A 23486-nucleotide genomic window follows, 5' to 3' on the forward strand; every position below is an offset into this window, starting at 1 on the left:
GGGGTGATCATCGCTCAACCGCCGCGCGGCACCGGCTGGCCGGCGGTGCGAAGATCCTCGAGCAACTCGACCTGCCCGGACAGCACGGCCGAGAGGATCCGCCGCGCCACGGCCAGCAGTTCGGCCACGTGCGTGCTGGTCGGCGAGTAGTAGACCGTCGCGCCCTCTTTGCGGGTGGTGACCAGGCCGGCCCGGCGCAGCACCGCCAGCTGCTGGGAGAGGTTCCCGGTCTCGACACCCACCTGCGGCACCATCTCGGCGACCGCGTGCTCACGCCCGCTGAGCAGCTCCAGCACCCGGATCCGCGCAGGGTGGCCCAGCGTCTTGAAGAACTCCGCCTTGAGCTGGTACAGCGGCTTGCTCATCCGCTCCCCCTCCCCGCTCGTGCGGTGCCCGACAGCTGGTCGCATGCTTCAGCACTTGCTAATCTTAGCAAGTCCGAAAACACGCACAGCCTGACAGGACCACATCGTGACCGGAACTCCCGACCGGCTGAGAGTTCTCGTCGCCGACGCCTCCCCTCTGTTCCGGGACACGCTTCGGGAGGTCCTCCAGAGCGCCGCCGACATCGACGTGGTCGCGGTCGCGGGAACCGCGGACGGCGCGATCCGGCTGGCCGAACAGCACCTGCCGGATGTCGCCGTGGTGGACGTGCACCTGCCCGGCGACGGCTTGCACGCCATCCGCCGCATGCATCAGCGGGTGCCGGCGGTCAGGCTCGTCGCGTTGTGCGGCCTCATCGATGCCCCGTCCGAGTCCGAACTCAGAGAGCTCGGCGTGGTCGAGTACGTGATCAAGGGCGTGCCGAACCGCAAGATCGTCGCGGCAATCCACAGAGCGGCTGAGGAGAACGCCGACCGATGACACTGCGTGGAACCAGACCCAATCCGGCCCAGTGGCTGTGGTACGCGGTCGGCGGACGGCTGCCTCAGCGATGCAACCCGTGGGTGCTGCACGACGTCACCTGCCGCACATGGGCGGTACGACACTTCGTACGCGGCCTCGTCCAGATATCACCGATCCTGCTGCTGCTCCTGCTACCCGGACCGCTCTACATCAGGATCCTGTCGATCGTGCTGGGCATGTGCGTCGGCTACTTCTACTCGATGACCTACATGTGGCACACGACCGAGCACCGCCTGGTCAAACAGGGACTTCCACGCGGCCTCGGCGAGCAGACCCGCCGGGCCAAACACGCTGAGGCAGACGCACGCGCCAAAGCCGCCTACGAACGGCTTTACCGCGGTAACTCCTGAACCACGCGTGAAGTACCGCTATTGCTTGGACGACGCTGCGCCGTCCGCACGTCACGGCTGCTGCCAGCCACCCCGGTTGAGCACCGTCACGAGGCTGAGCCGCGGACCCGGGTACGACATGTCGTTCGTGTCCAGGTCAGGCTGGATGAAGTGCTTGCGGACGAACTCGTCCATGAGTTCCTCGGCGATCTTCCGATCGCCGGCGCGGCCAGCGTCACGCCGCCGCGAGCGTTCGGCCACTGCTACGTCAGCACACACCAATCCAGCGCGAGCACTGGTCACCTCAATCCGTTCCAACGGCAGTGCGCGAGGGCACTGAAGCGAACGGATCCGCCGCTCACGACTCTGAGCTGTCGCAACGAGCTACTCTTGCCAATTCGTCACCTCGGCGGCGTCTAGCGCGACGCCCAACCGGCCGGAAGCCCATCCACACTCCCGCACCTCGCGGCGCGCCTCGTGGTGTTTCATACTGGATGCTTCCGGGCTGGCTCATCGAGGCTGGTGGCTCACATGCGGATTCCGGGACGTCGCCCGCGGCGAGGCGCGGCCGTGGCAGCTGCGAAGGATCCCGCCGCCGCGCGTCTGGTCGCGCTGCAGTCGCTGCTGGAGGTAGCCAACCATGCGGTCACACTCCAACCCGCCGCCGAGCACATCATCGACGCCTGCGCGCAACCTGGCGACGTCCCGGCACAGGTGGCCCGCCGAGGCGGCCGGATCGCGTCCGACTACTGCCGGCTGCACGGATGGGCTCTGGACCTCATCGGCGACGCCGACCGCGCGTCACTGGAGTTCCGGGTGACTCAGCTACTGCACTACCACGCCGAGATGATCGACACGTGCCTCAAACTCGCCTTCCCGAAGTTCCGGAGCCCCAAGCTCGAACAGCGGCGGCTGGCGTTGGGCGGACTCGGCGAGCCGGCACGCACCCTGCGCGACGCACGGGCAGCGCTTGCCCTGTGGATCTCCGACCTCGAACGGTCCGACAGCGTCGAGCCGCCACACTGAACCGCCAGCCACACTTCTGCCGACGAGCAGCAGACCCGGAAGCGCCTTGAGCTACTGCGTACCTCGACACGGGTGAGCCAGTCCATGCCTAACGAGACCAGCTGGGCCGTCAGGACCCCACTGACGTCCACGAGCCCCGGATTGGCGATCCTCAGCTGATCATCCGTCCACGAATACGCCCACGCGTCAGGCTTTCCAGAGACGTCGTACTTCGTCGGCGTGCCTTGAACCGGCGGCATCATCTCCATCGGACGCTCTGAAGCAAGCACCACAAGCACACGCAGATGGGCCACCTCGATCTTCGAGATCGCGTCGACAACAACCATCTCCGCGTCGACGCGCGCTCGGTCCTGCTCAGCCACAGCACGTCGCAGAGCGCGACCCAACATGAGGATCTTCTGCTCGAACGAGCTCGTGGCCGCAGCCTCGATGACTCTGTTCGCAAGCTCCGTCAACTTGTCGTCCACCAGGATCGCGCCGAACAGTTCGTACTCCTCCATGCCGGTGACGTCACTCGCCTCCGCCACGGCACGACGGACTTTCTCGGCGCGTCGGCCTACAGCAATGCGCGCGTAATGACTCAGTTCTTCGAGCCAGGGTGCGGACGTCGCCCCAAGAGCTGGTCCGACAACCAGCCCAGGTGAACCCATGGTGGCGGCAGCGAGCGCCCCGAGAACGAGACCTCCGAGCGCACCCGCCGGACGGTCGACTGCGGCCCGCTGCCGGACGACGCCTGGATCAGCTTGTTCCGCCATCCCGCCCTCTCGCTGTTCGCAACACGCCGCCCTGTTGGCGTAGCGACGCGAGCACACCAACCGGCAGCTCCCGCTGATCGCCAACCACAGAAACGACGTGCGCTCGACTCGCTGCTGCGGGCGTGGCCGTCGTAGACGGTCCGCATCCCCGCTGCCCCTGGGTCTGCCCCGCAGGCCATCGACATCCCCGCTGCAGCACCGAGAGCCTGAAGGGGTGCCCACCCACGCCCACCGTTCTCCGGAGCCCGGCTCCGGCGCGGGACAACCGCGATCGCAACACCGCGGAACACACCCGCCGTTGCCCGCCATGCCCCGCGCCGCGGGCAACGCGGCCGTCACCGCCTGGGTGCAGCGACAGCAACGACCGGCCACCACACCGGCGCGGGCCGATGCCACCCCGGTCGGCGACCTCACCAACAACGGCCTGCTGGACGAGATCGAGACCGTCCGCCAGCAGCTCGCCCGGCCCGAACTGGCCGCCGCGGAACGTCAGGCGGCCACCGCCCGCCAGACCGCGCTGGACCAGGAGCGGCGGTCCCGCATCGACGCCGGACAGGCTTTCCTCGCCGAGGAACGCACCGCGGGTGGCCGAGGGCAGTTCCTCGCCCTCACAGACGGCGGTCTGGTCGCGCAGGTTGTCGACGTCGGCACCGCGCCGCTGACCTGGACCCGGTCGGCGCCCGCCGTGATCGTGACGCAGCGCCAGTTCCAACGGGCCATCACCGGCCTTGGTGTGCCGATCACGAGCCTGGACGAGGCGGCGGCCACCGGCGTGCTCGGACCGCGGCTGCAGACCAGCGCGTTCGAACGGCAACTTCCCGCCGTCGTCGGCACCGAGGTCAGCGGACCCAATGTGTTGCGCCGGGGGTTCACCGGTGCCGTGGGCGAACAGTCCTACAGCGCCGGCCAAAGCGGTCCGTTCGCCCGCGACCTCAACCAGGAGCCGTGGCGGATGAACGGGAGCGGTTCGGCGGCGCAGACGGGCCGATATCCGGTGTGGGACTACGCCGACACCGGCGGGCGGCTGGTGAGCGTCAAAGGCACCACGCAGGACGTCGCCGGGCGCCGCGACTACTACCGCCGGTCCTTCGCGGAGCTCACCGGATCCAGCGGCAGCACCGCTTTCGACCGGGCAGTGTGGAACCAGCACCCGACACTCCCGTGGCCACCGGCCGCGTCGGCCGCCTGGCAGGCCGCCCGCCAGGACGTGATCCGCCGAGGCAGGCTCGCGGTCAACGCCGACGACGTGACCACGTTCCGGGCCACCGTGTCCACCGGTGTCATGACCGACCCGGCACGCCACCAGGCCGCGATCGAGGCACACCTCGCGGTCGCGAACGAGCACGTCGCCGGCGCTCAGATCCGCACGCTGGCCCAACTCAACGCCCTGGCTCCCGCTCAGCGCACGCCGATCCTCACCCGGCTGGCGCAGGCGCTGTCGGAGAAGGTCGTCAGCCACGGCACGGACACCGCAGGCCTGCAGGCCCTCCAGAACTTCCGGCTCGCGGCGGGCCTGGGCGGTTCAGGCCGCGGTCCGCGGCCGGACATCGCGATGCGCTCGTTCCCGGAGGCCTTGTCAGTGGCCCAGCACGGCGCGCCGGGCGCGATGGGCCGCGCAGGCGCGCGATCGGGTGCCATGGGCGCGGGTGCTGGCGTGTTGTTCCAGGCGGGTGCTTCGCTCGCTGACGGACAGGGCATGCCGTCCGGGGCGGACCTGGGCACGACCGCGGCGTCCACCGGTTTCGGCGCGGGCGTCGGTGGCGCGGTGGAGACGAGGGTGGGCGCGACCGTCGGCAACGCGCTGATGACCGGCGGAGCGGGACGGGTGTACGTCGTGCTGGGCCGCGCAGGCACGAGTGCCGCCGGTGCCGCGGTCGCCGCCCCGCTGATCGAGGTGGGACACATGGCCATCGAGGAGATGCGAGGCACCGCCGACTACCACGGCGTGGACTACGCGGCACGCGGCGGCCGGGCGGCGGTGTCGGGCGTCCTCGCGGCGGGCATCACCGGCGCGATCGTCGGCGCACCCGCGACGCCGCTCGGCGCCGCAGTGGGGTTCCTCGTCGGGGTGGCCGCCTACATGGTCACGGACTACCTGGTCGGCGACACCGTCGAGTCGGCGATCAGGGGCCAGTGAGCCAGCCCCGCAAGTGCTACCTGCGTCGGATTTCTGCGCCGCACGGTGTTGTTCGTGCCAACTTCAGCTGCCCGGATGGCTGGATGCCGATAAGGGGTGGTTCCTACGCGCAAGCGCGGGCTCGTCCTCCTCATGTGCGCGATCCTCGCGGCGGTGTTCGCGGCGGCCGTGCAAGTCGCCAAGGAAGGCCAGCCGCGGATGTCGTCGGTGCTGCTCGTCTGCGCGAGCCTGCTAGTCGCGATACCCGGCGTTGTGGCCGCGTCGGCGTACGGCCTGCAGCGCAGGCCGAGACCGCAAAACGCGACGAGATCGCCCGTCCCGCAACCAGACAGGCTCATGCCGCAACACCAACAACTCCACGTCATTGGCCACCGAGGACCGTCCGAGCAGAACCAGCCAGCCAGCCAGATGGACAAAGATGAGATACAGCAGTCACGGCGCCATGCCCACGATCATGCCGTCAGAACGATCGAGCCCGACCACCGCAGCTCAGCGCGTGTGTGCGGAGTTCTGGCACCCCACACGCATCGCACCGGTCGGCCGCGGCATACCCGTCATCACGGCATTGCGATGACCTGAGGTGCCTGCCGAACCAGATCGTGTGGCTGTTGTCCGGGTCCTACAGCATTCCCGCCGCGCGGAAGAGCCGGTCATAAATCGCGCGGACGATCTCCTGCTTGCGCGCGTTGTAGTCCATGACGTTCCCGCCCCCTGGGACCGCCGCCCGTTTCGCGTCCTCGTACCGCGCGCGGTCCTCGGGGTGGGCGCGCAGCCAGTCGCGGAACATGCGGTGCCGGATGATCTCCGGGCAGTCCGGCCCGAACACGTGCAGGTTCACGCGGGGCTCGCTCAACCTCAGGCACCTGTGCTCGTGCCAGGACGGCTCCCGAATCGTGAGCATGTAGCCGATACGGGCGAGTGGGGGGACGTACCCATCCTCATCGCGGGGATCGGCCACCGTCAGGTCGATGTCGATGATGTCCTTGGCGGCCAGCCCTTCCACGGAAGTCGACCCGACATGCTCGATGTCGAGTACCACCGCGCCGAGCGCCTTGCGGATCTCCGCCGCCGCGGCCTGGTAGCGGCGCGGCCAATCGGGCTGGTAGGCAACGATCGCGACCGTCTCCGGCAGTGGGGGGCCATTCACCCAAGGGTTCTCCGACGGGTCGTTGTCGTCGTGTCGGGTGATCTCCTCAAAGGCGGGCACCCGTGGCAACGTAGCAGTGGTCCGCCGGCGAGCCGATCGTTTTTTCTGTGAGCGGTTGCCGCCGGATTGAGTGCCCGAACCTCGCACGAACGATGGCAGCACACCTGCCTACGCCAACGCCATGCTTGATCAACTTGACAAGTGCAGAGAAACTTCACCAAACGAGACCCGTTTCAGTGATTCCTGAGTCGAGTGAGCTCGAGGCGAACGGGTGAGGCGTTGTCGTCAAAGGTTCCGGTGATCACCAGTCGATCGCCGGTCAGCTCATAGGCACCGTTGAACAACAGGGGCGTGTCTTTGCGGAGCCATTGTTCCCATATCCGCAGCTCTCGCCGCGCGGGGTCAACCTCGAAATGGTGCTCGATCCATTGGTTACCGAAGCGGAAGACCACCAGGTAGGCGCGGTTGTACTCGAAGTACAGGCGCTCAACCGGATGAACAGTGCCGACTGGCTGGTAGGTCCCGGTACGGACCTCCCAGGCGCCATCCAGCGGCGTCGGCGCACGGTTGTTCTCATTGGCAATCCAGTATGTGCCAGCGAACGCGGCGCCCAACACCGCGACCTGGATGATCGCCCTCACGATGACCTCGCGCATACCTTGTGTGTCGGTGGAATGCTGGTCGGTCCAGAGCACGCGCACGAGGTCAGCGCGATGCCGGGCCACCACGAAACCCAGGCAGGCGGTGGTTGCCGCAGCCATCACGGTACCTATGGTGTCGACGCCATAGGTCAGGTCGATCAGCGTGATCGTGGCGAGCACGCCCAGCCCGCCGCACGCGGCCATCAATGTGGTCTTGCGCCAGCACAGCAGTACGCCGAGGGCGATTTGGACCAGCGCGACCAACGTGCCGAAAATCGGCGAGAAGCCGAAGTAATGCCAGGTCAGCCAGAAACCTGAGACATCACCCATTGGCTTGTCCAATTCGGACGACAGAACCGTGAACTGCGACCCGTTGAGCTTTGCGAACCCATAGACGACCAGCACCAACGCGGACCCGTATCGACAGAAGGCGTACAACTTCTACCCCCATCGCGTCTATCAACAACCTTGATCGCCGGACACCTGACTAAAGTAAGGCATGAGGTTGTGCCTGCCGACAACTCCATCCATGCAGGTTGAAGTCGTGCGTAGCGTTAGGGGTCGGAAGCTCCTGAGGTGCGACTGCTTCCCATCGGCGACTGCGCGTTCCTCGCGGCGCTGCTGCACCGACGCCCCGGTCGCCATGCTTCGTCGGCTCCGATTACTGGTGCGACCGGAAACAGTCCTGCGCTGGCACAGGGACCTGCTCGCCCGCCGCCACGCAGCCAGACCTCGTCCCAAGCGTCCCGGCCGACCACGAACCATCCGACTCCTGGTGCTGCGCCTGGCACGCGAGAATCCCGCCTGGGGCTACCGCCGCATCCATGGCGAACCACTCGTCCTCGGCATCACAATCGCCGCCTCCACCGTCTGGCAGATCCTCAAAGACGCCGGGCTCGACTCGGCTCCCGAGCGCACCTCGACGACCTGGTCGGCATTCCTCCGCTCGCAGACTGAGGCGCTACCCGGCACCCGACGCTGGCATCTCGTGCAGGACCGTCTGCCGCTCGTCTTCCTCGAACGAGCGCAGGTAGAGCACATAGGAACCAGCCTCGAGGTGTCGATGATCTGGAACGAGGCGGGAACGGTGTCGCCTCGCCCGCAGGAACGTCCGCCACCACTCGTCCACGGTGACTGGCCACAGGTTCGTCGTCAGAAGCGACCAGGTGCGTCAAGCGGGCCGTGGTCGAACCAGTCGAACCACGCGGTGCCCTCGGTGGCGTACATGCCGATCACCCGGCCGGTGAAGCCGGTGGCGACCTCCGTGGACAGGTACCTGCCGTCGAGCTCGGCCAGCGGCTCGGGGTCCGTGCCGACGTGGAAGGCGACGAAGTCGGGTGCGGCGACGTGCAGGCCCGACAGCCTCTCCTCCCCCACCGACCACTCCCGGGCGGACCTGGTGGAGATCACGAGGGCCACCGGGCCCGCCGGCACGGTGCGGGTGGCCACGACCTGGCGCAGGGGTCCGATGCGTGCGATCACGCTCGCCTGTCCGTCGGCCACCTCCAGGTCGTAGTGGTGGCCCTCGTCCAGGCGCACCGACAGGCCGGCGCGACCGGCGCCGTGGTCCAACAGCACCGCGGTCCGGCTCTCGGGGTGCTGCTGGCGGCGGCCGACGAAGGTGCAGCCCGGCTGGTCCAGCGTGCCGCCGGTGGCGTGCAGGGCGAGCCACCCCGGCCGCTCGGTCAGCGACCACGAGCCGTTCGGGCGCGACCGCAGGGAGATCAGCCGGGGCTCCAGCTCCGGCGCGTCGAAGTCGTCGCGCTGCGGTGTCGGCTCCTGCGGTCGCGGGGCGCCCGGCGCCCGCTCTCGCAGGTTGACGGGTCCGACGCGCGGCCAGCCGTCCTCCCACTGGACGGGGGTGAGGAACGTTTCCCGGCCCAGGACGTGGAACTTGGGGCTGTACCCGACCGGGCGGGTGGCCAGCAGGACCATCCACCACTCGCCGTCCGGCGTGGTGACCAGGTCGGCGTGGCCGGTGCTCTGGATCGGGTGGTTGGTGCTGCGGTGCGACAGGATCGGGTTGGTCGGCGCCGACTCCCACGGACCGCGCGGCGAACGGGCGCGCGCCATGGCCACGGTGTGGCCGCGTTCGGTGCCGCCCTCGGCGATCAGCAGGTGCCACCACTCGCCGACGCGGTACAGGTGGGGCGCCTCTGGCCACTGCAACCCGGTGCCGGCCCAGGCGGGGAACGGGTCCTCCAGCACCTTCCCGCTCTCGGGGTCGATGCGGGCGATCTGCACGCCGGAGAAGCTGGGGCCGTGGGCGCCGGCGAAGGCGCACCAGCAATTGCCGTCGTCGTCCCAGGCCAGGTCGGGGTCGATGCCGGGCAGGTTCAGCCACACCGGGTCCGACCAGGGGCCTTCGGGCCGTTCGGCGGTGACGAGGAAGTTGCCGCCCTGCGACACGTTCGTGGTGATCATCCAGAACCGGCCGTCGTGGTGCCGGATCGTGGGGGCGTAGATACCGTCGGACGCCATCGCGTCGGACGGCAGCGGCAACTGCGCCGGGCGGTCGAGGACGTTGCCGATCTGCCGCCAGTGCACCAGGTCGCGGCTGTGGAAGATCGGCACGCCTGGGAAGTACTCAAAGCTGGAGCACACCAGGTAGTAGTCCTCGCCGACCCGGCACACGCTGGGATCGGGGTGGAACCCAGGGATCACGGGGTTGTCGTAGAACGACGCGCCGGAGTTCGGTGAGTTCATGGTTTTCCTTGTTGTGCGAGGGCTTCAGCCCTTGAAGGCGCCTTCGAGGATCCCGGCGACCATGCGGCGGCCGACCAGGACGAACAGCACGACCAGCGGGACGGTGGCCAGGAACGAGCCGGACATGGCCAGGCCGAGGTCGACGTCGTAGCTGTTCTGCAGCGCCTTGATGGCGATCTGGGCGGTGTAGCGCTCGGGTGACTTGAGCACGATGAACGGCCACAGGAAGTCGTTCCACGCGGTGACGAACCCGAACAGGCCCAGGACGAACGCGGCCGGCCGCACGATCGGGAACGCGATGCGCCAGAACACCTGCCCGGTGCTCGCGCCGTCGATGCGGGCCGCCTGCATCAGCTCGTCGCTGATGGTGGCCGAGATGTGCTGGCGCATCCAGAAGATGCCGAACGCGCTCGCCAGGCCGGGCACGATCAATGCCTGCAGCGTGTCGACCCAGCCCAGCTCGGACATGATCAGGTACTGCGGGATGACCGAGAGCTGCGTCGGCACGGTCATGGTCAGCACCACGACCAGGAACAGCGCGTTGCGGCCGGGGAAGCGCAGCTTGGCGAAGGCGAACCCGGCCAGCGAGCACAGCACCGCCTGGCCGATGCCGATCGCCGTGGCCACGGCGAGGCTGTTGAGCAGCGACTGCACGAACGGCACCGTCTCCATGACCAGGCCGGCGAGGTGGAAGAAGTTGCCGCCGGGCACGACCTCGGGCGGCATCCGCGTCGCGGTCGCAGTGTCCGAGGTGGCCACGATGAACATCCAGTACAGCGGAAACAGGCACGCGACGGTGGCAAGGATCAGCAGCAGGTACGTCCACCAGCGAACCCGGTCGAGGTGCCGGCGGCGCGGCGCGGTGGTCGTCATCGGTCCGCCTTGATCCGGGTGGACAGCAGGTAGTTGATCGCGGCGATCACCACGACCATCACGAACAGGGCGACGCCCACCGCCGAGCCGTAGCCGAACTCGAACTGCCCGAAGCCCTGTTCGTACAGGAACAGTGTCAACGTCTGGCACTGCCGCACCGCCCCGCATGTGAGCGGCGCACCCGAGGCGATCAGCAGCGGTTCGGTGAAGATCTGCAGGCCGCCGATGGTCGAGGTGACCACGGTGAAGATGATCACCGGTCGCAGCGAGGGCACGGTGATGTGGCGGAAGCGCTGCCACGGGCCCGCGCCGTCGATGGCCGCAGCCTCGAACACCGACCGGGGCACCGACTGGAGCGAGGCGAGGTAGAGCAGCGTGGTGTAGCCGAACCACCGCCACATCACCATCGTCGCGATCAGCAGGTGACTGCCCCAAGTGGACTGCACGAAGTCGATCGGCTCCACGCCGACGAAGCCGAGCAACCAGTTCAACAGGCCGTAGTCGCGGTCGAACAGCTGCACGAACACGATCGCCGTGGCCGCCACCGAGGTGATGTACGGGACCAGCACCGACATCCGGAAGAACAGCGCGAACCGCAGCCGGGCGTGGTTGAGCACGTGCGCCAGCACCAGCGCGAGCAGCAGCTGCGGCACGGTGGACAGCGCCCAAATGCTCACCGTGTTGCCGGCGGCGTTCCAGAACCGCGGATCGGCGAACATCCGGACGAAGTTGTCGAAACCGATGAACACCTGGTCGCCGATGGGGTTCCAGTCGAACAGGGCCACGTAGAACGTGAAGGCGAACGGGAACAGCCCGAACACCCCGAAGATGAGGAAGAACGGCGCGATGTAGACGTACGCCGACAACCGCTCGCCCACGCCCATCGTCCTGCGGGCCTTGGGCGGCGGTGGCACCGTGTCGAGCGGCGGGGAGAGCGTGACGGTCACGGCAGTCACTCGCCGATAGCGGTCTTGATGTTGCGCAGCGCGTCGTCCCACGCCGTGGCCGGGTTCCCGCCGCTCTGCTCGACGTTGGTGATGGCGTTGAGGAACTCCTGGCCGATGGCCGCGCTGTCGGGGCCGATGTAGAACGGCTTGAGGCCGAGCAGCGAGTCGGTGTAGATCTTGCCGGTCGGCGCGTCGGAGAAGAACGGGTCCTTCGCGTCGGTGAGCTTCGAGTCCTGGTAAACCGAGGGCGTCGAGGGCAGCGCGCCGACCCGGGCAAAGTGCTCCAGCTGGCCCTGCGGCGACTGCATCTCCTTGATGTACTCCCAGGCCGCCTGCGGGTTCTTCGCGCGCTTGGGGATAGCCAGATAGCTGCCGCCCCAGTTGCCGGAGCCGCCGGGGATCTTCGCGATGTCCCACTTGCCCTTGGTGTCGGGGGCGGTGCTGCGGATGCTGTTGAGCATCCACGACGGCGCGGACACGGCCGCGTACTGGCCCTGCGCCATGCCGGTGCTCCACGCGCTCTCGAACGAGGACTGCCCGGAGGTGATCCCCGCGGTGGCCGCCTTGATGCCGAGGTCGAACGCGGCCTTCACCTGCGGGTTGGTGCTGTAGACCAGCTTGCGGTCCTCGCTGTAGTACTTCTCCGAGACCTGGTTGACCGCCTGGTAGAAGACGCTCGTCGCCGCGTTGTCGGTGAACGCCTTGCCGGTGGCCTGCTTGTAGCGCTTGCCCGTCTCGATGAACGCGTCCCACGTCGGCCACAGCGCGCTCACGGCCTCCCGGTCGGTGGGCAGCCCGGCGGCGGCGAACAGGTCGGTCCGGTACGCCACGGCCATGCCGCCCACGTCGGTCGGGACGCCCAGCACCTCGCCGTCCTTGGCGACGCTCTGCTTCCACACCCAGTCCAGGTAGTCGCCCTTGACGTCGTCGGCGCCCAGCGTCCTCAGGTCCACGAAGTTCTGCGGCTGCTCCACGAACTGCGGCAGGTTGTCGCCCTGGATGAGCACCAGGTCCGGCACCTTCCCGCCAGCGAGCGCCGTGGTCAGCGACTGGGCGGTCTCCGTGGAGGTGCCCACCTCGGTCAGCTTGATCTGGATGTCCGGGCGCTTCACCTGGTACGCCTCCACCGTCAGCTTCTGGTTGATGGCGGAGAACGACCAGAACTCGAAGGACTTGCCGTCGCCTCCCCCGCCGCCTCCAGTGCCGGGTGTGCAGGCAGTGAGGAGGGCCAAGACCGCGGCGGTGCGCAGCAGGGGCGAGCGGAGGTTCACGACGCTTCTCCAAGGTGTGCGAGAACAGGCGGCACCGCCACCGCGCGGTGGGCCACCGCAAGCGGGCGATCGCGTGAATCGGGTCGAGCTCCTGCCGCACCGTGCGGTCGAAACTTTCCGTCTCAACTCCGATTGTTAGCGCTCACGACAGTAAGCCGCGTCACAGGTGTCGTCAAGAACCGTTGTAATACTTGCAATCGCCCAACCAGAAATTGATCCACAATGGACCTTTGCCACAAACTTTGTGAACGCGAACTAGCTAAAAGTTTCGAAAACCGTTAGCAGTGACGGCCTGGTCGACGTTGGGCTGCTGACTCCCCTGTCCATGCAGCTCAAAGAGTCCCCCAAGGGGACGTCGAGGGCTGCCTGTCCCGGACCGGTGACCGGAGATCGAGAGCACGCGGCTGGGGTGTTACGCCTTAAGCGCGCACCCAGGGAACGCTGCGGCCGTGTCGCGTGTGGACACACGATCACGGAGTACTACCTGTTGGTAGGCAATGCGACGTCTCCTCGGCCACGGGCAGGGCCCAGTAGCGATACCGGAGGCGGTCTGGAGGCCAGCTCAACGCGTCGTCACCCGCTACTGCGGAAGCCATGTCGTCGAGCACTGACTCGCCTGCGGACTCAAGGGCCGAAATGAGTGCGTGACGCACGCGGGACAGCCACGCTCGAATGCGCGAAAGGGGATCCCGGCCCGCCGCGCCTCGCTTTGGCATCCAACCCTCGATCGTTCACCGGGAGGCACCAGATCTGGTGACGAGAGGTGGCGATGATGACAGTGGGATCGCGCCAATGTCGGTGGCGCGATCCCACTGTGGCCGTTCGAGAAAGGACGTGTCGCGCAGGGTCATGCTCCTGGATGCAAGCCGGGCCAGCCGGGTGTCGGGTCGCCCTTGACCTCGCCGAAGTACAGGGCGAAGGTCTGCTTCAGCTGCTCGACCTTGGCGCGGTCCTCCATGAACCGGGGGAACCCGTCCACGTTGGCGTTCGGGTACTCCCAGATCGGCTTCAGGCCGGCGGGTGGGGCGATGTCCGTGCGTACCGACCAGCTGTTGGAGGTCTGGCGTTCGGTGGACAGCTGCCAGTTCAGGTACAGCTTGGCCGCCGTCGGGTTGGCTGCCTGCCTGAGGATCGCGATCCGCTGGCCCCACGCCATGAACGGGTGCCCATCGGGCATTCCCATGCGGACCGGGCCGGTGCTGGTGGGGTTGCCGCCCGCGCCGACGCCGATGACCGCCGACTTGTTGTTGATCGCGGTGCCCGGCGAGAAGGAGCCGCGGGCGAACTGCGGTTGCTGGGCGGCGAGACGCGCGATCCAGTCCCAGCCGTAGGTCGCGACGTAGAGGGAGTAGAGGTAGAGCACCGCGTCGTCGTCGTGCGGGTAGGACGAGGCGACGACGCCCTTCCAGCGCGGGTCGACCAGGTCCAGCGGCGACAGTGGCGGATTGGCCCCGGCCGCCGCCACGTCGTAGATGTAGCTGAAGGCGATGACCATGCCGGCGATCCAGGCGCCGTCCGGATCCCGGAACTTGTTGTACAGCTTGCCGAAGCCGGCGGGCTTGTAGTGCAGCAGCCGGCCCTCGCGCTTCCACCGGGTGAAGTCCTGCACCGTCTGCAACTGCACGACGTCAGGGACCAAGGTGCTGGTCGCCAGCTGGTTGTCCACGCGGACGTCGTGGTACTTGCTGTAGTCCACGATCAGCCGGAGGTCGATCTCCGGGAACCGCTGGCGGAAGGCTGTTCGCGCACCCGCGCCGCTCCCCGAGTCGGCGAGGTCTCCACCCGCGTAGATCACCAGCCTGCCGCCCTCGGCGAGAGCGTCGCGGTACAGCTCATCGAGGGTCCTGGTTTCCTCGCGGCCAGAGCCGCGCGACGAGTCGGCGGGAGCGGCCGCGGCCGTGGAGGCGGTGGCACCGAGCGTGCTGAGGCCGAGCGCGGCACCCGCTCCGGCGGCGAGGAAGCGCCGTCGACTGGGAAGACTGGTCACTGGGCAACCCTTTCTGAGCGTGGACAGGGAAGGGAACGCCGACCTGCCGGAACGACGGCGGCAAGCATTGACCTGACAAGACAGCATCTGCCGTGCCAGATGTCGGCGAACGCAACGACCGTGACGTGGTTCTCGTGTCGTTCACATTGGACTGCTGTTGGTGCGTCGCCGACTGAGCGTTGACCCGCCTGCAGTTGGCGGTCTCAGCATCGGTACGGCTACCGCTGCCGCACTCGCCCGGCGCTCACGCGTCAAAGCGAACACTCCGAACTCCCGGCTCGTGACTTCCCAGAGCAACGACAGTCGTTCGCGGGTGCGCCGAACACGGACACCCGCGCACAGCCGGTGAGACGCTGTGATCACTACCGGCTGACCTGTGTGGCGCGGGTGCTCCATCTCAGGCGCATCATGGGGTGGCAACGTCGCGGACGAGCGCGGTGTCGACGAACTGTTCGAACCGAACGATCAACCCGCCACGCACCGTGAAGTGGTGCGCCACCCGAACGTTCAGCGGTTTGCAGGTCGCCTTGTGCGTCGCGGTGTAGCGGGCCAGGACAACGACGTCCTCGCCGTCCACGACGTAGGTGTCGTCGTGGGCGACCCAGCCGTCCCAGTCCTGCGCCAATTCCTCCATCACCCCGCTCGTCACGCCCTCGGGTGTGCGGTAGGTGCCGGCGAGCGGGAAACCCGCCATCTCCGTCCACTCCACGTCGGGAGCGAGGGTCGCGCGCAGGGCCGTGAGGTCGCCCGCGGCGGAGGCGAGGTACTGGCGCCGGACCACGGCGGCAGGTGCCGTGTCGTCGGCCGGGGTCAGCCCCACGTCATCTCTCCCTTCGCGACCTTGGTGCCCAGCGAGGCGGCGATCCGCAGCCCGGCGTCCAGGTAGGCGGCCAGCAGGCTTTCCTCGGCCGCTGCGGCGTCGTCGGCGTCGGCCACGGTCTTCTCGAAGAGCCGCAGGTAGTCGCGAGTGTGCCGGATGGCGGTCGTGTCGGTGGGCGCATCGGCGACGCGGTGGCCGGCGACGACGAAGGTGGGGTCGAGCGCTTCGAGACCGTCGAGGAAGCGGAGCCATTCCGCGCGCTCTTCGACACTCGGCGTGTCAGCGGTCCACACGTGCAGCCCTTCGAACAGCAGCACACCACCAAGCAGGGCGCGGCCAGCGGGCTCGAAGACGTACCAGGCGCGGTCGCCGAGAGCGTCGCTGCCGCGGCGCACCTCGAGCTCGACGCCGTCCACGGTGACCGAAGGCGTGGTCAGCGGCACGATGTCGACCAACCTGGTGGGCAGGTTGTCGCCGAGGTGTGCCCAGGCGGCCAGCTTCTTCTCGTAGGTCTCGCGGATGTGCTCGATGACGTCGGCCGGTGCCACGAACACGGCCTCGGGGAAGGCGTCTGCGACGACCTCGGCGCCGAAGTAGAAGTCCGGGTCACCGGCTGTGATCAGCACGGTGGTCAGCCGCTTGCCGGAGTCAAGAACCTCGGCGACGATCCGGTGCCCGTCGGCCCTGGTGAAGGCCGAGTCCACCACGACTGCCTCGGTGTCACCCGTGACGAGCGTGCTGGTCTTGTTGAGCGAGCTCGCGGCCGCGTCGATGATCTTGTAGGTGAGGGCGCTCATTGCTGTGTTCCTTCGGATTGTCACTCGGAGAGGGCGAGGTGCCGGTCGATCGCATCGGTGAGCTGGGTGGCCGTCGACGTGGGACCCCCGAGCCGGATCACGCCGGTGTCGGTGTGCAACAGGAGGGTCGGGTAGGAACTGACCCCGAGCCGGGCCGCGCGAGTGAAGTCCTGTGCCGCCGCGGTCCTGCTCGCGGGCGAGGCGAACCCGCTCACGACCGCGTCCGCGTCCAAGCCCTGCTGCTCGGCGATGTGACGGTAGGTCGACGCCTCCGACAGGCTCAGCCCGTCGACGTAGAACGCCCGCTGCATCGCCTCCGCAGACTCCAGGGCACGGTCGGGAGCGGCCGCCCGCAGCGCGGCGAATCCGGTGGCGGCGGCCGTGGAATCCATCTTGAAGCGGCCGTCGGCGACGAGCCCGTGGTAGCCGGGTCCGAACTCGGCACCGGTCAGCGCGGCGATGCGCGCGTTGGCGCCCGCCACGTACGTCATGGTGCCGATCGGCGCGACCTGGGCGCCGGTGAACAGGCCCCCGCTCACGACGTCGAGCCGGACCCGCCCGGCGTTGGCGTCGGCGAAGCCTCGGACCGCCGGGCCGAAGCCGTGACACCAGCCGCAGTAGGCGTCGAACACATAGGTCAATCTCATTGCCATGACCAGAAGCCTATGGACCTGAGCTGCGGTTTTCACGGTAGCTGGGGGACGTAACATGGTAAAAATGGGAACCACACTCCCGGAGGCCATCCGGCCTGTCCGGTATGCGCCGCCGCCCGGTGTCACCGGAGAGATCGAGCTCACCTCTCTGGCGCGCATGCGGGAACGCGGTGGTCCACGTGAGTTCATCGCACCCCAGCGCCTCGACTTCGACCTGCTGATCCGCGTCGAGTCGGGCAGCACCGTGCACACCGTCGACTTCACCGGCTACCCGCTCGAACCCGGCGACCTCGTATGGGTGCGCGCCAGGCAGGTGCAGCAGTGGGGCGCCATCGACGACATCGAGGGCCCGGTCTTCCTGTTCACCCCGTCCGCGATCGACACCGGTACGTGGGAACTGATCCGGTCGGCGGGTGTGATCACCCCCAACCACTGGGCCGCCGCCACGGTCGCGGGCACGGCGGCCTCAGCCGCCCTCGACGCCGCGCAGGCCGCCGCCGCGACATCGGCACCCTCCACAGCGGACATCCGTGACGCCGCCCTGGCCCGCGCTCTCGCCGCGGTGCTGCTCCTGCTCGTCCTGACCGAACCGGAGGGCAGCGGCCACCGCCTGCCTACGCACGAGGTGTTCGTCTGGTTCCGCGACGAGCTGGAAGCGAGCTTCCGCACCAGGCACAAGGTCGCCGACTACGCGGCCCGCCTGGGCTACTCGACCCGCACCCTCAACCGACTCGCCCGCGAGAACACCGGCCTCAGCGCCAAGCAACTCATCGACGAGCGCGTCGTGCTCGAAGCCAAACGCCTCCTCGCCCACGGACCCGACCCAGTCGTACGGATCGCCGGACAACTCGGCTTCGACGATCCGTCCAACTTCTCCAAGTACTTCCAGCACCGCACCGGGACGACCCCAGCCGCTTTCCGGGACCGCTTCTGGCCGAGCGCCGAATCGCCACGGTGAAGATGTCCTCGAACTCGCCGCTCCGACCGGTGCGAGGTCCGCACCGGTCGACTTCACCATCAGGACCGCAAACCGTATGTCTCCAACGCCGCGACCGTGAGCGTCCGCGCGGCCGCGTAGTCCGGCTCATGAACCGACCCGCCGTGGCAGCGCCGCTACATCGCCCGCTTCAAGGCGTCGTAGGACCGTCCCGGACGGTCAGGCGTGCTCGACGGCATCGGCCTGCGGGCCCCGGTCGCTCTGCCGGATGCGGAAGCGCACCCGCTCGCCAGCCACCAGAGGCTCGCCGGAGACCACCGAGACGTGCACGAAGAGGTCGGGCCCGCCCGCGTCGGGGGTGATGAAGCCGAAGCCGCGGTCGGCGTCGTAGCGGGCCACCGAGCCGTCGCCGGCGCGGGCTGCGGGCCGGGCGACCGAACGGGCCTGGCTGGGGGCCGCGGCGGCCTCCACCGGCTCGCCGGTGGCCACGAACCGCACCTCGCGCGCCTGACGACCCTGGTCCACGGTGACCGTGGTGAACGAGACCCGGTCGCCCTCGGCCGGCAGGTACACCTCGTCGACCAGAGCGCGCACGTGCAGGAAGACGTCGCCCGCCCCGTCGTCGGCGGCCACGAAGCCGAACGCCTTCTCCTCGTCGAACCACAGGACGGAGCCGTCGGCGCCGTCGCCGGGCGCGACCAGAGGGGCTCTGCGGACCCCGGCGTCGAAGCTCAGCGGCACCAGGTGCTGGGCCTGCGGCCCCTTCTCCCCGGCGATGATGACGAAGGCCACCCGCTGCCCGGCGGCGAGGACGCCCCCGGTGACGATGGAGGAGGAGTGCACGAACACTTCCGCACCCCCGCCGTCCGGCGCGGCGAACCCGTAGCCCTTGGCCGGCTCGTACCAGGAGACGGTGGCGAGCACGCCCAGGGCCGCGTCGGGCGCGACGTCCCCGGTGACGGCGACGTGCAGCGCCTGCGGACCGCGGGGTCCCTCACCGGTCTCGAACTCCACCGTCTGGCCCTCGCGCAGCGCCCGGGCCGCGCCCTCGCCCTGCACCTGCGAGACGTGCACGAAGATGTCGTCGCTGCCGTCGTCGGGGGCGAGGAAGCCGAAGCCGCGCTCGAGGTCGTACCAACGGACGGTTCCCTGCTGCACGGTGCACTCCTGGTCTCACGGATGGTCGGGGGTCCAGTGTCCCAGGCGCCGTATGTACATCCTGATCCCGACGCGCGGCAGCTCCGCCGTGAGTACATCGCCGAAGTCACCGAGTTCGCGCGCCGTCACCAGCCGTTGCCCGAATATGCGGACGTCCTCATCACGTTTCTCGCCGATCTGGTGCTCGAACGCGCGCTGTCGGCCGACGATCTTGTGCCGCTCAAATAGTCATCGCTGCAGCTCAAGCCGCATATCGGTACTCGTTGATCACCCCACCGAGGATCCGCGTGCGGACAGGTCGACAGCCAGAAACGTCAAGATCGTGCACCGTTCCGGTGTGTTCTTGAACGTCTGGCGGTAGCTGGTCGCGGGCCTGGTGAGGCCGGTGCTCGTTGTAGTGCGTCTGGTAGGCCGCGAGTACTTGACGCGCATGACTTTCTCCCATGATGAGGACGTGGTCGAGAATCTCACGGCGGATGCTGCCGATGATCGGTTCGCACTGCGCGTTCATCCGCGGAGCTCGCCGTCCGGATCCCGCTCAACGACAACTTTCGTTGCTCAGACCAAGCCAGGCTTGGAGGACCTCCACACGAGGAGGGAGCCGCCACTGCTTTGACCTCCACTCAAGGCTACGAGGAAGCCGCCGGACTCCTCTAATTTGGCACGACCGCCTCGGCATACGCGCTCAGCGCGGTCCACGACGAGCGCACGTCCCAAAACCACACTTCTCATACCTGCGCAACGCCGACACGTTCTGTGCCATTTTATGGCCACGTAATCCAGGCCACAGCGGCTCCGCTACGCTCATCCGCCTCAATCCACGCGCTCAGGGGACAGAATCGATGCGGGGCGACGGAAATAGGAATCGAGGCGGTCTCGATTCCTACGTGCGCAATGAGTTCACCGGGTCTGCCAGCGGCCTGGTGTTCCAGGCAGGCAGCGTTCACGGTGACGTTCACCTGCACCCGCAGCGGCACCGCTACGACCTGCGCCCGTTCTCGGAGCCACGCCGTCCAGACCCTGCTGAGCTGCGCGTACAGCCCAGTCAGCTTCTGCTCGCGGCCAACCGAGTCGTTCCGTTCACGGGCCGCGAAACCGAACTGGCTCGCCTGCGACAGTGGCTGAACGAGCCCTGGCGGATCGGTGCGACGCTGATGTTCGGTCCCGGCGGTCAAGGCAAGACGCGTCTCGCTGACGAATTCGCGGCGGAGTCCGCACGCGCGGGCTGGACGGTGGTCGTCGCGCATCATGCGAGCGATTTCGCCGGCTCGAATTACGAACGGACTTCACATCCGGCAGGCCGAGGGCTCCTCGTCATCGTCGATTACGCGGAACGGTGGCCGCGCAGCGACCTCCTGGCTCTGTTCGAGGACGGCCGGATCCGCCACAGCGGGCCCGCCAGGGTGCTGTTGCTGGCCCGATCCGGCTCGTGCTGGTGGGACCCGTTGCGCTATCCCCTGCACAAGCTCGGCATCCGCACCAGTACCGAGCGACTCACCGAGCTTGCCGCCGACGCGCGGTCACGGACGGCCGTCTTCAACTCCGCTCGCGACAGCTTCGCCTCCGTGCTCGGCACCGACATCACCGGTGTCCGTCCTGCCGGATCGCTGACAGACAACGCGTATCGATCAGTGCTGACGATCCACATGGCCGCGTTGGCCGCAGTGGATGCGTGCGACCGTGATCGGACCCCACCAGCACACCCCGGCGCACTCGCCAGCTACCTGCTCGACCGCGAAGCCGACCACTGGGCGCGGATGCGCTCGGCCGGCACGATCGAGTCCTCGACGAACGTGGTGGCGCGCCTCGTCTTCCTCGCCACGCTCACCGGCCCGATGTCCTACTCGGAGGGCTCGGAAACCCTGCGGATCACCGGTCTCGCCGGCAACGACGATGAGGCCGGTCGCCTGCTCGACGACCACCTTGCCTGCTACCCGTCGGCAGACGACGCGGCGGTGCTCACCTCGCTGTCGCCCGACCGCATGGGCGAGGACTTCATCGCCCGGTGCCTGCCGGGCGGCGACGAACCCGGCGATCCACGCGCCCCCGAACTGATCTCCAGGATGCTGACACTGCCTGCCCTACGCCGGGCTCAGGTGATCACGGTGCTCGCTGAAGCGAGCAAGAGGTGGCCGCACGTCACCCATCACCTGGCCTCGCTCGTCCGCGAAGACCCGGACCGGCTGATCACCGCCGGCGGCAGCGCGGTGATGGCGGTCGTCGACACAGCGGATCCCGACTTGCTCGCCGCGATCGAGCCTCATCTGCCAGAACACCGCCACGTCGATCTCGACTACCCCGCGGCCAGGCTCACTCAACGCCTCACCCCACTGCGACTCGACAGGACAGGCGATCCGGCCGCGAGGGCCAAGCTCCACCTCGTGCTGGGGCGCAAACTGGCAAACGCCGGGGACTTCGACGCAGCGCTCAAGTCCAGCGAGCAGGCCGTCGACATCTACGAGCGCATGGTGCTTGCACGTCCCGGCTGGTTCGAGGCCGACCTGGCCGAGGCGCTGCACCACCTCGGCTCGCACTTCGCGGCAGCCGGCTACGGCGAACGCGCGTTGAACGCCACGAACAGAGCGGTGGCACTGCGCAGGCAGCTGGCCGAGTCGAACCCGGCCGCGCACGATTCGAGCCTGGCATCGTCGTTGAACAACCAGGCACTCGACCTGGCTGACGTAGGTCTGCACGGCCCGGCGCTGCGTGTCGCGCAAGAAGCGGTGGCGATCCAGCGGCGCCTCGCAGCCGGACACCGTTCACTCCACGAACCGGATCTCGCGACGGCCTTGAACACCGTCGCCATGCACCTCTCCGACGCCGGGCGCCACCAGGAGGCGTTCGAGGCGGCCCGCGAGGCGATGCAACTGCACCTCCAGCTCGCCAAAACGAACCGAATGCTGTTCGAACCCGACCTTGCGGCATCGCTGCACAACTTCGGACACCACAGCGCACAGCTAGACCGCTGGAGCCTGGCTCTGATCGCAACCGAGGAAGCCGTCGCCATCCGCAAGCGGCTCGCAAACGCGAACCCGTCGAGGTTCGAACCCGAACTCGCCGCGTCCCTGCGGGAACTCGCCGCCGTGCACTTCCGGCTCGGCCGCGCCCACGACGCGGTGAGCTCCATCGGGCAGGCCGTCCACCTGCACAACAATCTCGTACTGGTCAGCCGTGCCGCATTCCAGGCAGAACTCGCCACCTCACTGCACAACCAAGGCATCTACCTGGCCCACATCGGTAACCACGAGCAGGCATTGGCCTCTGCACGCCAGGCCTGGCTGCTCAGATCAACCATCTTCGAGGACAAGCTCGGCGCCTACGAACTGCAGCTCAACACCATGCTGATCGAACTCGGCATCGCGCTACCCGACTCTCCGCGCACTTCCGAGTCGCCTGAGTCAACCGAACCACTGGCGGCCGAAGAAGCGCGCGAACCGTTGCCCGAGCGCGCGTGCGAACTACAGCAGCAGGTGAACGAGATCTTCCTGGAGTCCACGCGCGGTTTCGCACAGTCGACGGACAAACTCGCCGAACGGTCGACGACCGCGCACCAGCTCACCGCCGCGATCTGCGTCAGCCTTCCACAGCACGCCGACCTGCTTACCCCCGTGGCTGCCAGGCTCATCACGCTGGAAGCGCAGTTGGCCAGGACCTTGAGCAATCTCAGCACCCGCCACGTCGCGCTCGGAAGGCAGACAGACGCACTCCGGGCCGCCGAACAGGCTGCAGCCATCCACGAGCGGCTCGCCCACATCGACCTGACCCACCGTGCGGACTCCGCCATGTCTCTCGCCAACCTCGGCGCCCGCCTCGTCGAGTTCGGCCGTCGCGACCAAGCGCTCGCCGCGACCAAGCTGGCAGTCGAACGGATCAGGGATATCGGCAACGCGCACCAGACGGCGGGATGCCTGCGGTCTTTCGCATGGGTCAGGATGGTCTCCAAGCTCGAACTCGACGACGCCGTGCTCGCCGCGAAGATGGCCGTCGAGCTTTACCAACAGCTCGGCCCGGTACACGCCAAGGAGCTGCGCGCGACGTTGAAAACCTGCGTTGACTTGCTACACGAAGCCGGCCGACCCCACGAAGCCATCGCACTCAAGCGGGAGCTTCGCGCGCCCACCTCGGAGATGTTCCTGCACGCGCCCCAACTCGCGGACCTGAACAAGCGCCCCGCTCTAGTCGCCGGAACAGCAGCGCACGTTCAAGACCATGCGTAGTTGATGGCGGCGTTCTGCTCGGTGTGGGTGCGGTGGTCGGTGCCGCCGAGGGAGAAGGAGCGCAGGGCAAGACCGTCGGCGGCATCAACATCGACACCGCGTGCCCGGTCATCGAGTCGGTCAGCGTGGCCGACGGCGCGGTTTACCGTTTCACCGCACCGGCTCCCACCTGCACCGCC

Annotated in this window: 22 protein-coding genes and 1 pseudogene; 8 read left to right on the plus strand and 15 right to left on the minus strand. The window is 68.0% G+C overall.

Annotation, left to right across the window (positions count from 1 at the left end; all coding sequences use genetic code 11):
- Positions 1-14 precede the first annotated feature (14 nt).
- Positions 15-365, minus strand: a complete 351-nt coding sequence (locus tag ACWGE0_RS12365) for an ArsR/SmtB family transcription factor (RefSeq protein WP_452260971.1) — start codon at positions 363-365, stop codon at positions 15-17.
- Positions 366-471: 106 nt separating this feature from the next.
- Between ACWGE0_RS12365 and ACWGE0_RS12370 the strand changes: the two genes are divergently transcribed.
- Entirely contained in the window at positions 472-864 is a 393-nt protein-coding gene (locus ACWGE0_RS12370; RefSeq protein ID WP_452260972.1) for a response regulator, read from the plus strand.
- Positions 861-1256 (plus strand): DUF5313 family protein, encoded by a 396-nt coding sequence (locus tag ACWGE0_RS12375; RefSeq protein ID WP_452260973.1) that lies wholly within the window; start codon positions 861-863, stop codon positions 1254-1256. Before ACWGE0_RS12370 ends, ACWGE0_RS12375 begins: the two co-directional genes overlap by 4 nt.
- A 51-nt stretch (positions 1257-1307) precedes the next feature.
- Here the strand turns inward: ACWGE0_RS12375 and ACWGE0_RS12380 are convergent, their stop codons facing one another.
- Positions 1308-1496: a hypothetical protein gene (locus ACWGE0_RS12380; RefSeq protein WP_452260974.1), complete on the minus strand. Its 189-nt coding sequence runs from the start codon at positions 1494-1496 to the stop codon at positions 1308-1310.
- A 309-nt stretch (positions 1497-1805) separates the two neighbouring features.
- Between ACWGE0_RS12380 and ACWGE0_RS12385 the strand changes: the two genes are divergently transcribed.
- From ACWGE0_RS12385 to ACWGE0_RS12395, 3 genes are all read left to right on the plus strand, one after another.
- Positions 1806-2261, plus strand: coding sequence for a hypothetical protein (locus ACWGE0_RS12385; RefSeq protein WP_452260975.1), 456 nt, complete (start codon positions 1806-1808; stop codon positions 2259-2261).
- Positions 2262-2545: 284 nt separating this feature from the next.
- Entirely contained in the window at positions 2546-2905 is a 360-nt protein-coding gene (locus ACWGE0_RS12390; protein ID WP_452260976.1) for a hypothetical protein, read from the plus strand.
- A 409-nt stretch (positions 2906-3314) separates the two neighbouring features.
- The gene (locus tag ACWGE0_RS12395; RefSeq protein WP_452260977.1) at positions 3315-5153 is read left to right on the plus strand and encodes a hypothetical protein; all 1839 of its coding nucleotides are present in this window, start codon (positions 3315-3317) and stop codon (positions 5151-5153) included.
- A 619-nt stretch (positions 5154-5772) separates the two neighbouring features.
- On the opposite strand, the gene ACWGE0_RS12400 is transcribed toward ACWGE0_RS12395, so the two are convergent.
- From ACWGE0_RS12400 to ACWGE0_RS12445, 10 genes are all read right to left on the minus strand, one after another.
- Entirely contained in the window at positions 5773-6360 is a 588-nt protein-coding gene (locus tag ACWGE0_RS12400) for a GrpB family protein (protein WP_452260978.1), read from the minus strand.
- Between the two features lie 173 nt (positions 6361-6533).
- A complete protein-coding gene (locus ACWGE0_RS12405) occupies positions 6534-7349 on the minus strand; it encodes a hypothetical protein (RefSeq protein WP_452260979.1) in 816 nt (271 codons plus the stop codon).
- A gap of 744 nt (positions 7350-8093) precedes the next feature.
- Positions 8094-9647 carry a glycoside hydrolase family 43 protein gene (locus ACWGE0_RS12410; RefSeq protein ID WP_452260980.1) on the minus strand — a complete coding sequence of 518 codons (1554 nt, stop codon included), beginning with the start codon at positions 9645-9647 and terminating at the stop codon, positions 8094-8096.
- Positions 9648-9671: 24 nt separating this feature from the next.
- A complete protein-coding gene (locus ACWGE0_RS12415) occupies positions 9672-10520 on the minus strand; it encodes a carbohydrate ABC transporter permease (RefSeq protein WP_452260981.1) in 849 nt (282 codons plus the stop codon).
- Positions 10517-11476, minus strand: coding sequence for a carbohydrate ABC transporter permease (locus tag ACWGE0_RS12420; protein WP_452260982.1), 960 nt, complete (start codon positions 11474-11476; stop codon positions 10517-10519). Before ACWGE0_RS12420 ends, ACWGE0_RS12415 begins: the two co-directional genes overlap by 4 nt.
- The gene (locus tag ACWGE0_RS12425; protein WP_452260983.1) at positions 11473-12738 is read right to left on the minus strand and encodes an ABC transporter substrate-binding protein; all 1266 of its coding nucleotides are present in this window, start codon (positions 12736-12738) and stop codon (positions 11473-11475) included. The genes ACWGE0_RS12420 and ACWGE0_RS12425 overlap by 4 nt, the downstream gene beginning before the upstream one ends.
- An 847-nt stretch (positions 12739-13585) precedes the next feature.
- Positions 13586-14725 (minus strand): ABC transporter substrate-binding protein, encoded by a 1140-nt coding sequence (locus tag ACWGE0_RS12430; RefSeq protein WP_452260984.1) that lies wholly within the window; start codon positions 14723-14725, stop codon positions 13586-13588.
- Positions 14726-15131: 406 nt separating this feature from the next.
- The gene (locus tag ACWGE0_RS12435; RefSeq protein WP_452260985.1) at positions 15132-15545 is read right to left on the minus strand and encodes a nuclear transport factor 2 family protein; all 414 of its coding nucleotides are present in this window, start codon (positions 15543-15545) and stop codon (positions 15132-15134) included.
- Positions 15536-16342, minus strand: coding sequence for an MBL fold metallo-hydrolase (locus ACWGE0_RS12440; RefSeq protein ID WP_452260986.1), 807 nt, complete (start codon positions 16340-16342; stop codon positions 15536-15538). The genes ACWGE0_RS12435 and ACWGE0_RS12440 overlap by 10 nt, the downstream gene beginning before the upstream one ends.
- A 20-nt stretch (positions 16343-16362) precedes the next feature.
- On the minus strand, positions 16363-16995 hold the full coding sequence (locus tag ACWGE0_RS12445) for a DsbA family protein (protein ID WP_452260987.1): 633 nt from the start codon (positions 16993-16995) through the stop codon (positions 16363-16365).
- Positions 16996-17059: 64 nt separating this feature from the next.
- Here ACWGE0_RS12445 and ACWGE0_RS12450 point away from each other — a divergent pair, with 64 nt between their 5' ends.
- On the plus strand, positions 17060-17953 hold the full coding sequence (locus ACWGE0_RS12450) for a helix-turn-helix domain-containing protein (RefSeq protein WP_452260988.1): 894 nt from the start codon (positions 17060-17062) through the stop codon (positions 17951-17953).
- A 198-nt stretch (positions 17954-18151) separates the two neighbouring features.
- Here ACWGE0_RS12450 and ACWGE0_RS12455 read toward each other — a convergent pair whose 3' ends face one another.
- Together ACWGE0_RS12455 and ACWGE0_RS12460 are read right to left on the minus strand one after the other, a co-directional pair.
- Positions 18152-18856, minus strand: coding sequence for a cold shock domain-containing protein (locus ACWGE0_RS12455; RefSeq protein ID WP_452261131.1), 705 nt, complete (start codon positions 18854-18856; stop codon positions 18152-18154).
- Positions 18857-18886: 30 nt separating this feature from the next.
- Positions 18887-19090 (minus strand): annotated as a pseudogene (locus tag ACWGE0_RS12460) (cold-shock protein); the annotation flags it as partial.
- Positions 19091-19111: 21 nt separating this feature from the next.
- On the opposite strand from ACWGE0_RS12460, the gene ACWGE0_RS12465 reads away from it, so the two are divergent.
- Positions 19112-19318 (plus strand): hypothetical protein, encoded by a 207-nt coding sequence (locus ACWGE0_RS12465; protein ID WP_452260989.1) that lies wholly within the window; start codon positions 19112-19114, stop codon positions 19316-19318.
- 13 nt (positions 19319-19331) lie between these two features.
- Here ACWGE0_RS12465 and ACWGE0_RS12470 read toward each other — a convergent pair whose 3' ends face one another.
- Positions 19332-19601 (minus strand): integrase core domain-containing protein, encoded by a 270-nt coding sequence (locus tag ACWGE0_RS12470; RefSeq protein WP_452260990.1) that lies wholly within the window; start codon positions 19599-19601, stop codon positions 19332-19334.
- Between ACWGE0_RS12470 and ACWGE0_RS12475 the strand changes: the two genes are divergently transcribed.
- Positions 19567-23307 carry a tetratricopeptide repeat protein gene (locus tag ACWGE0_RS12475; RefSeq protein WP_452260991.1) on the plus strand — a complete coding sequence of 1247 codons (3741 nt, stop codon included), beginning with the start codon at positions 19567-19569 and terminating at the stop codon, positions 23305-23307. The genes ACWGE0_RS12470 and ACWGE0_RS12475 overlap by 35 nt on opposite strands.
- The last annotated feature ends 179 nt before the right edge of the window (positions 23308-23486 follow it).

Source organism: Lentzea sp. NPDC054927, from assembly GCF_053610285.1.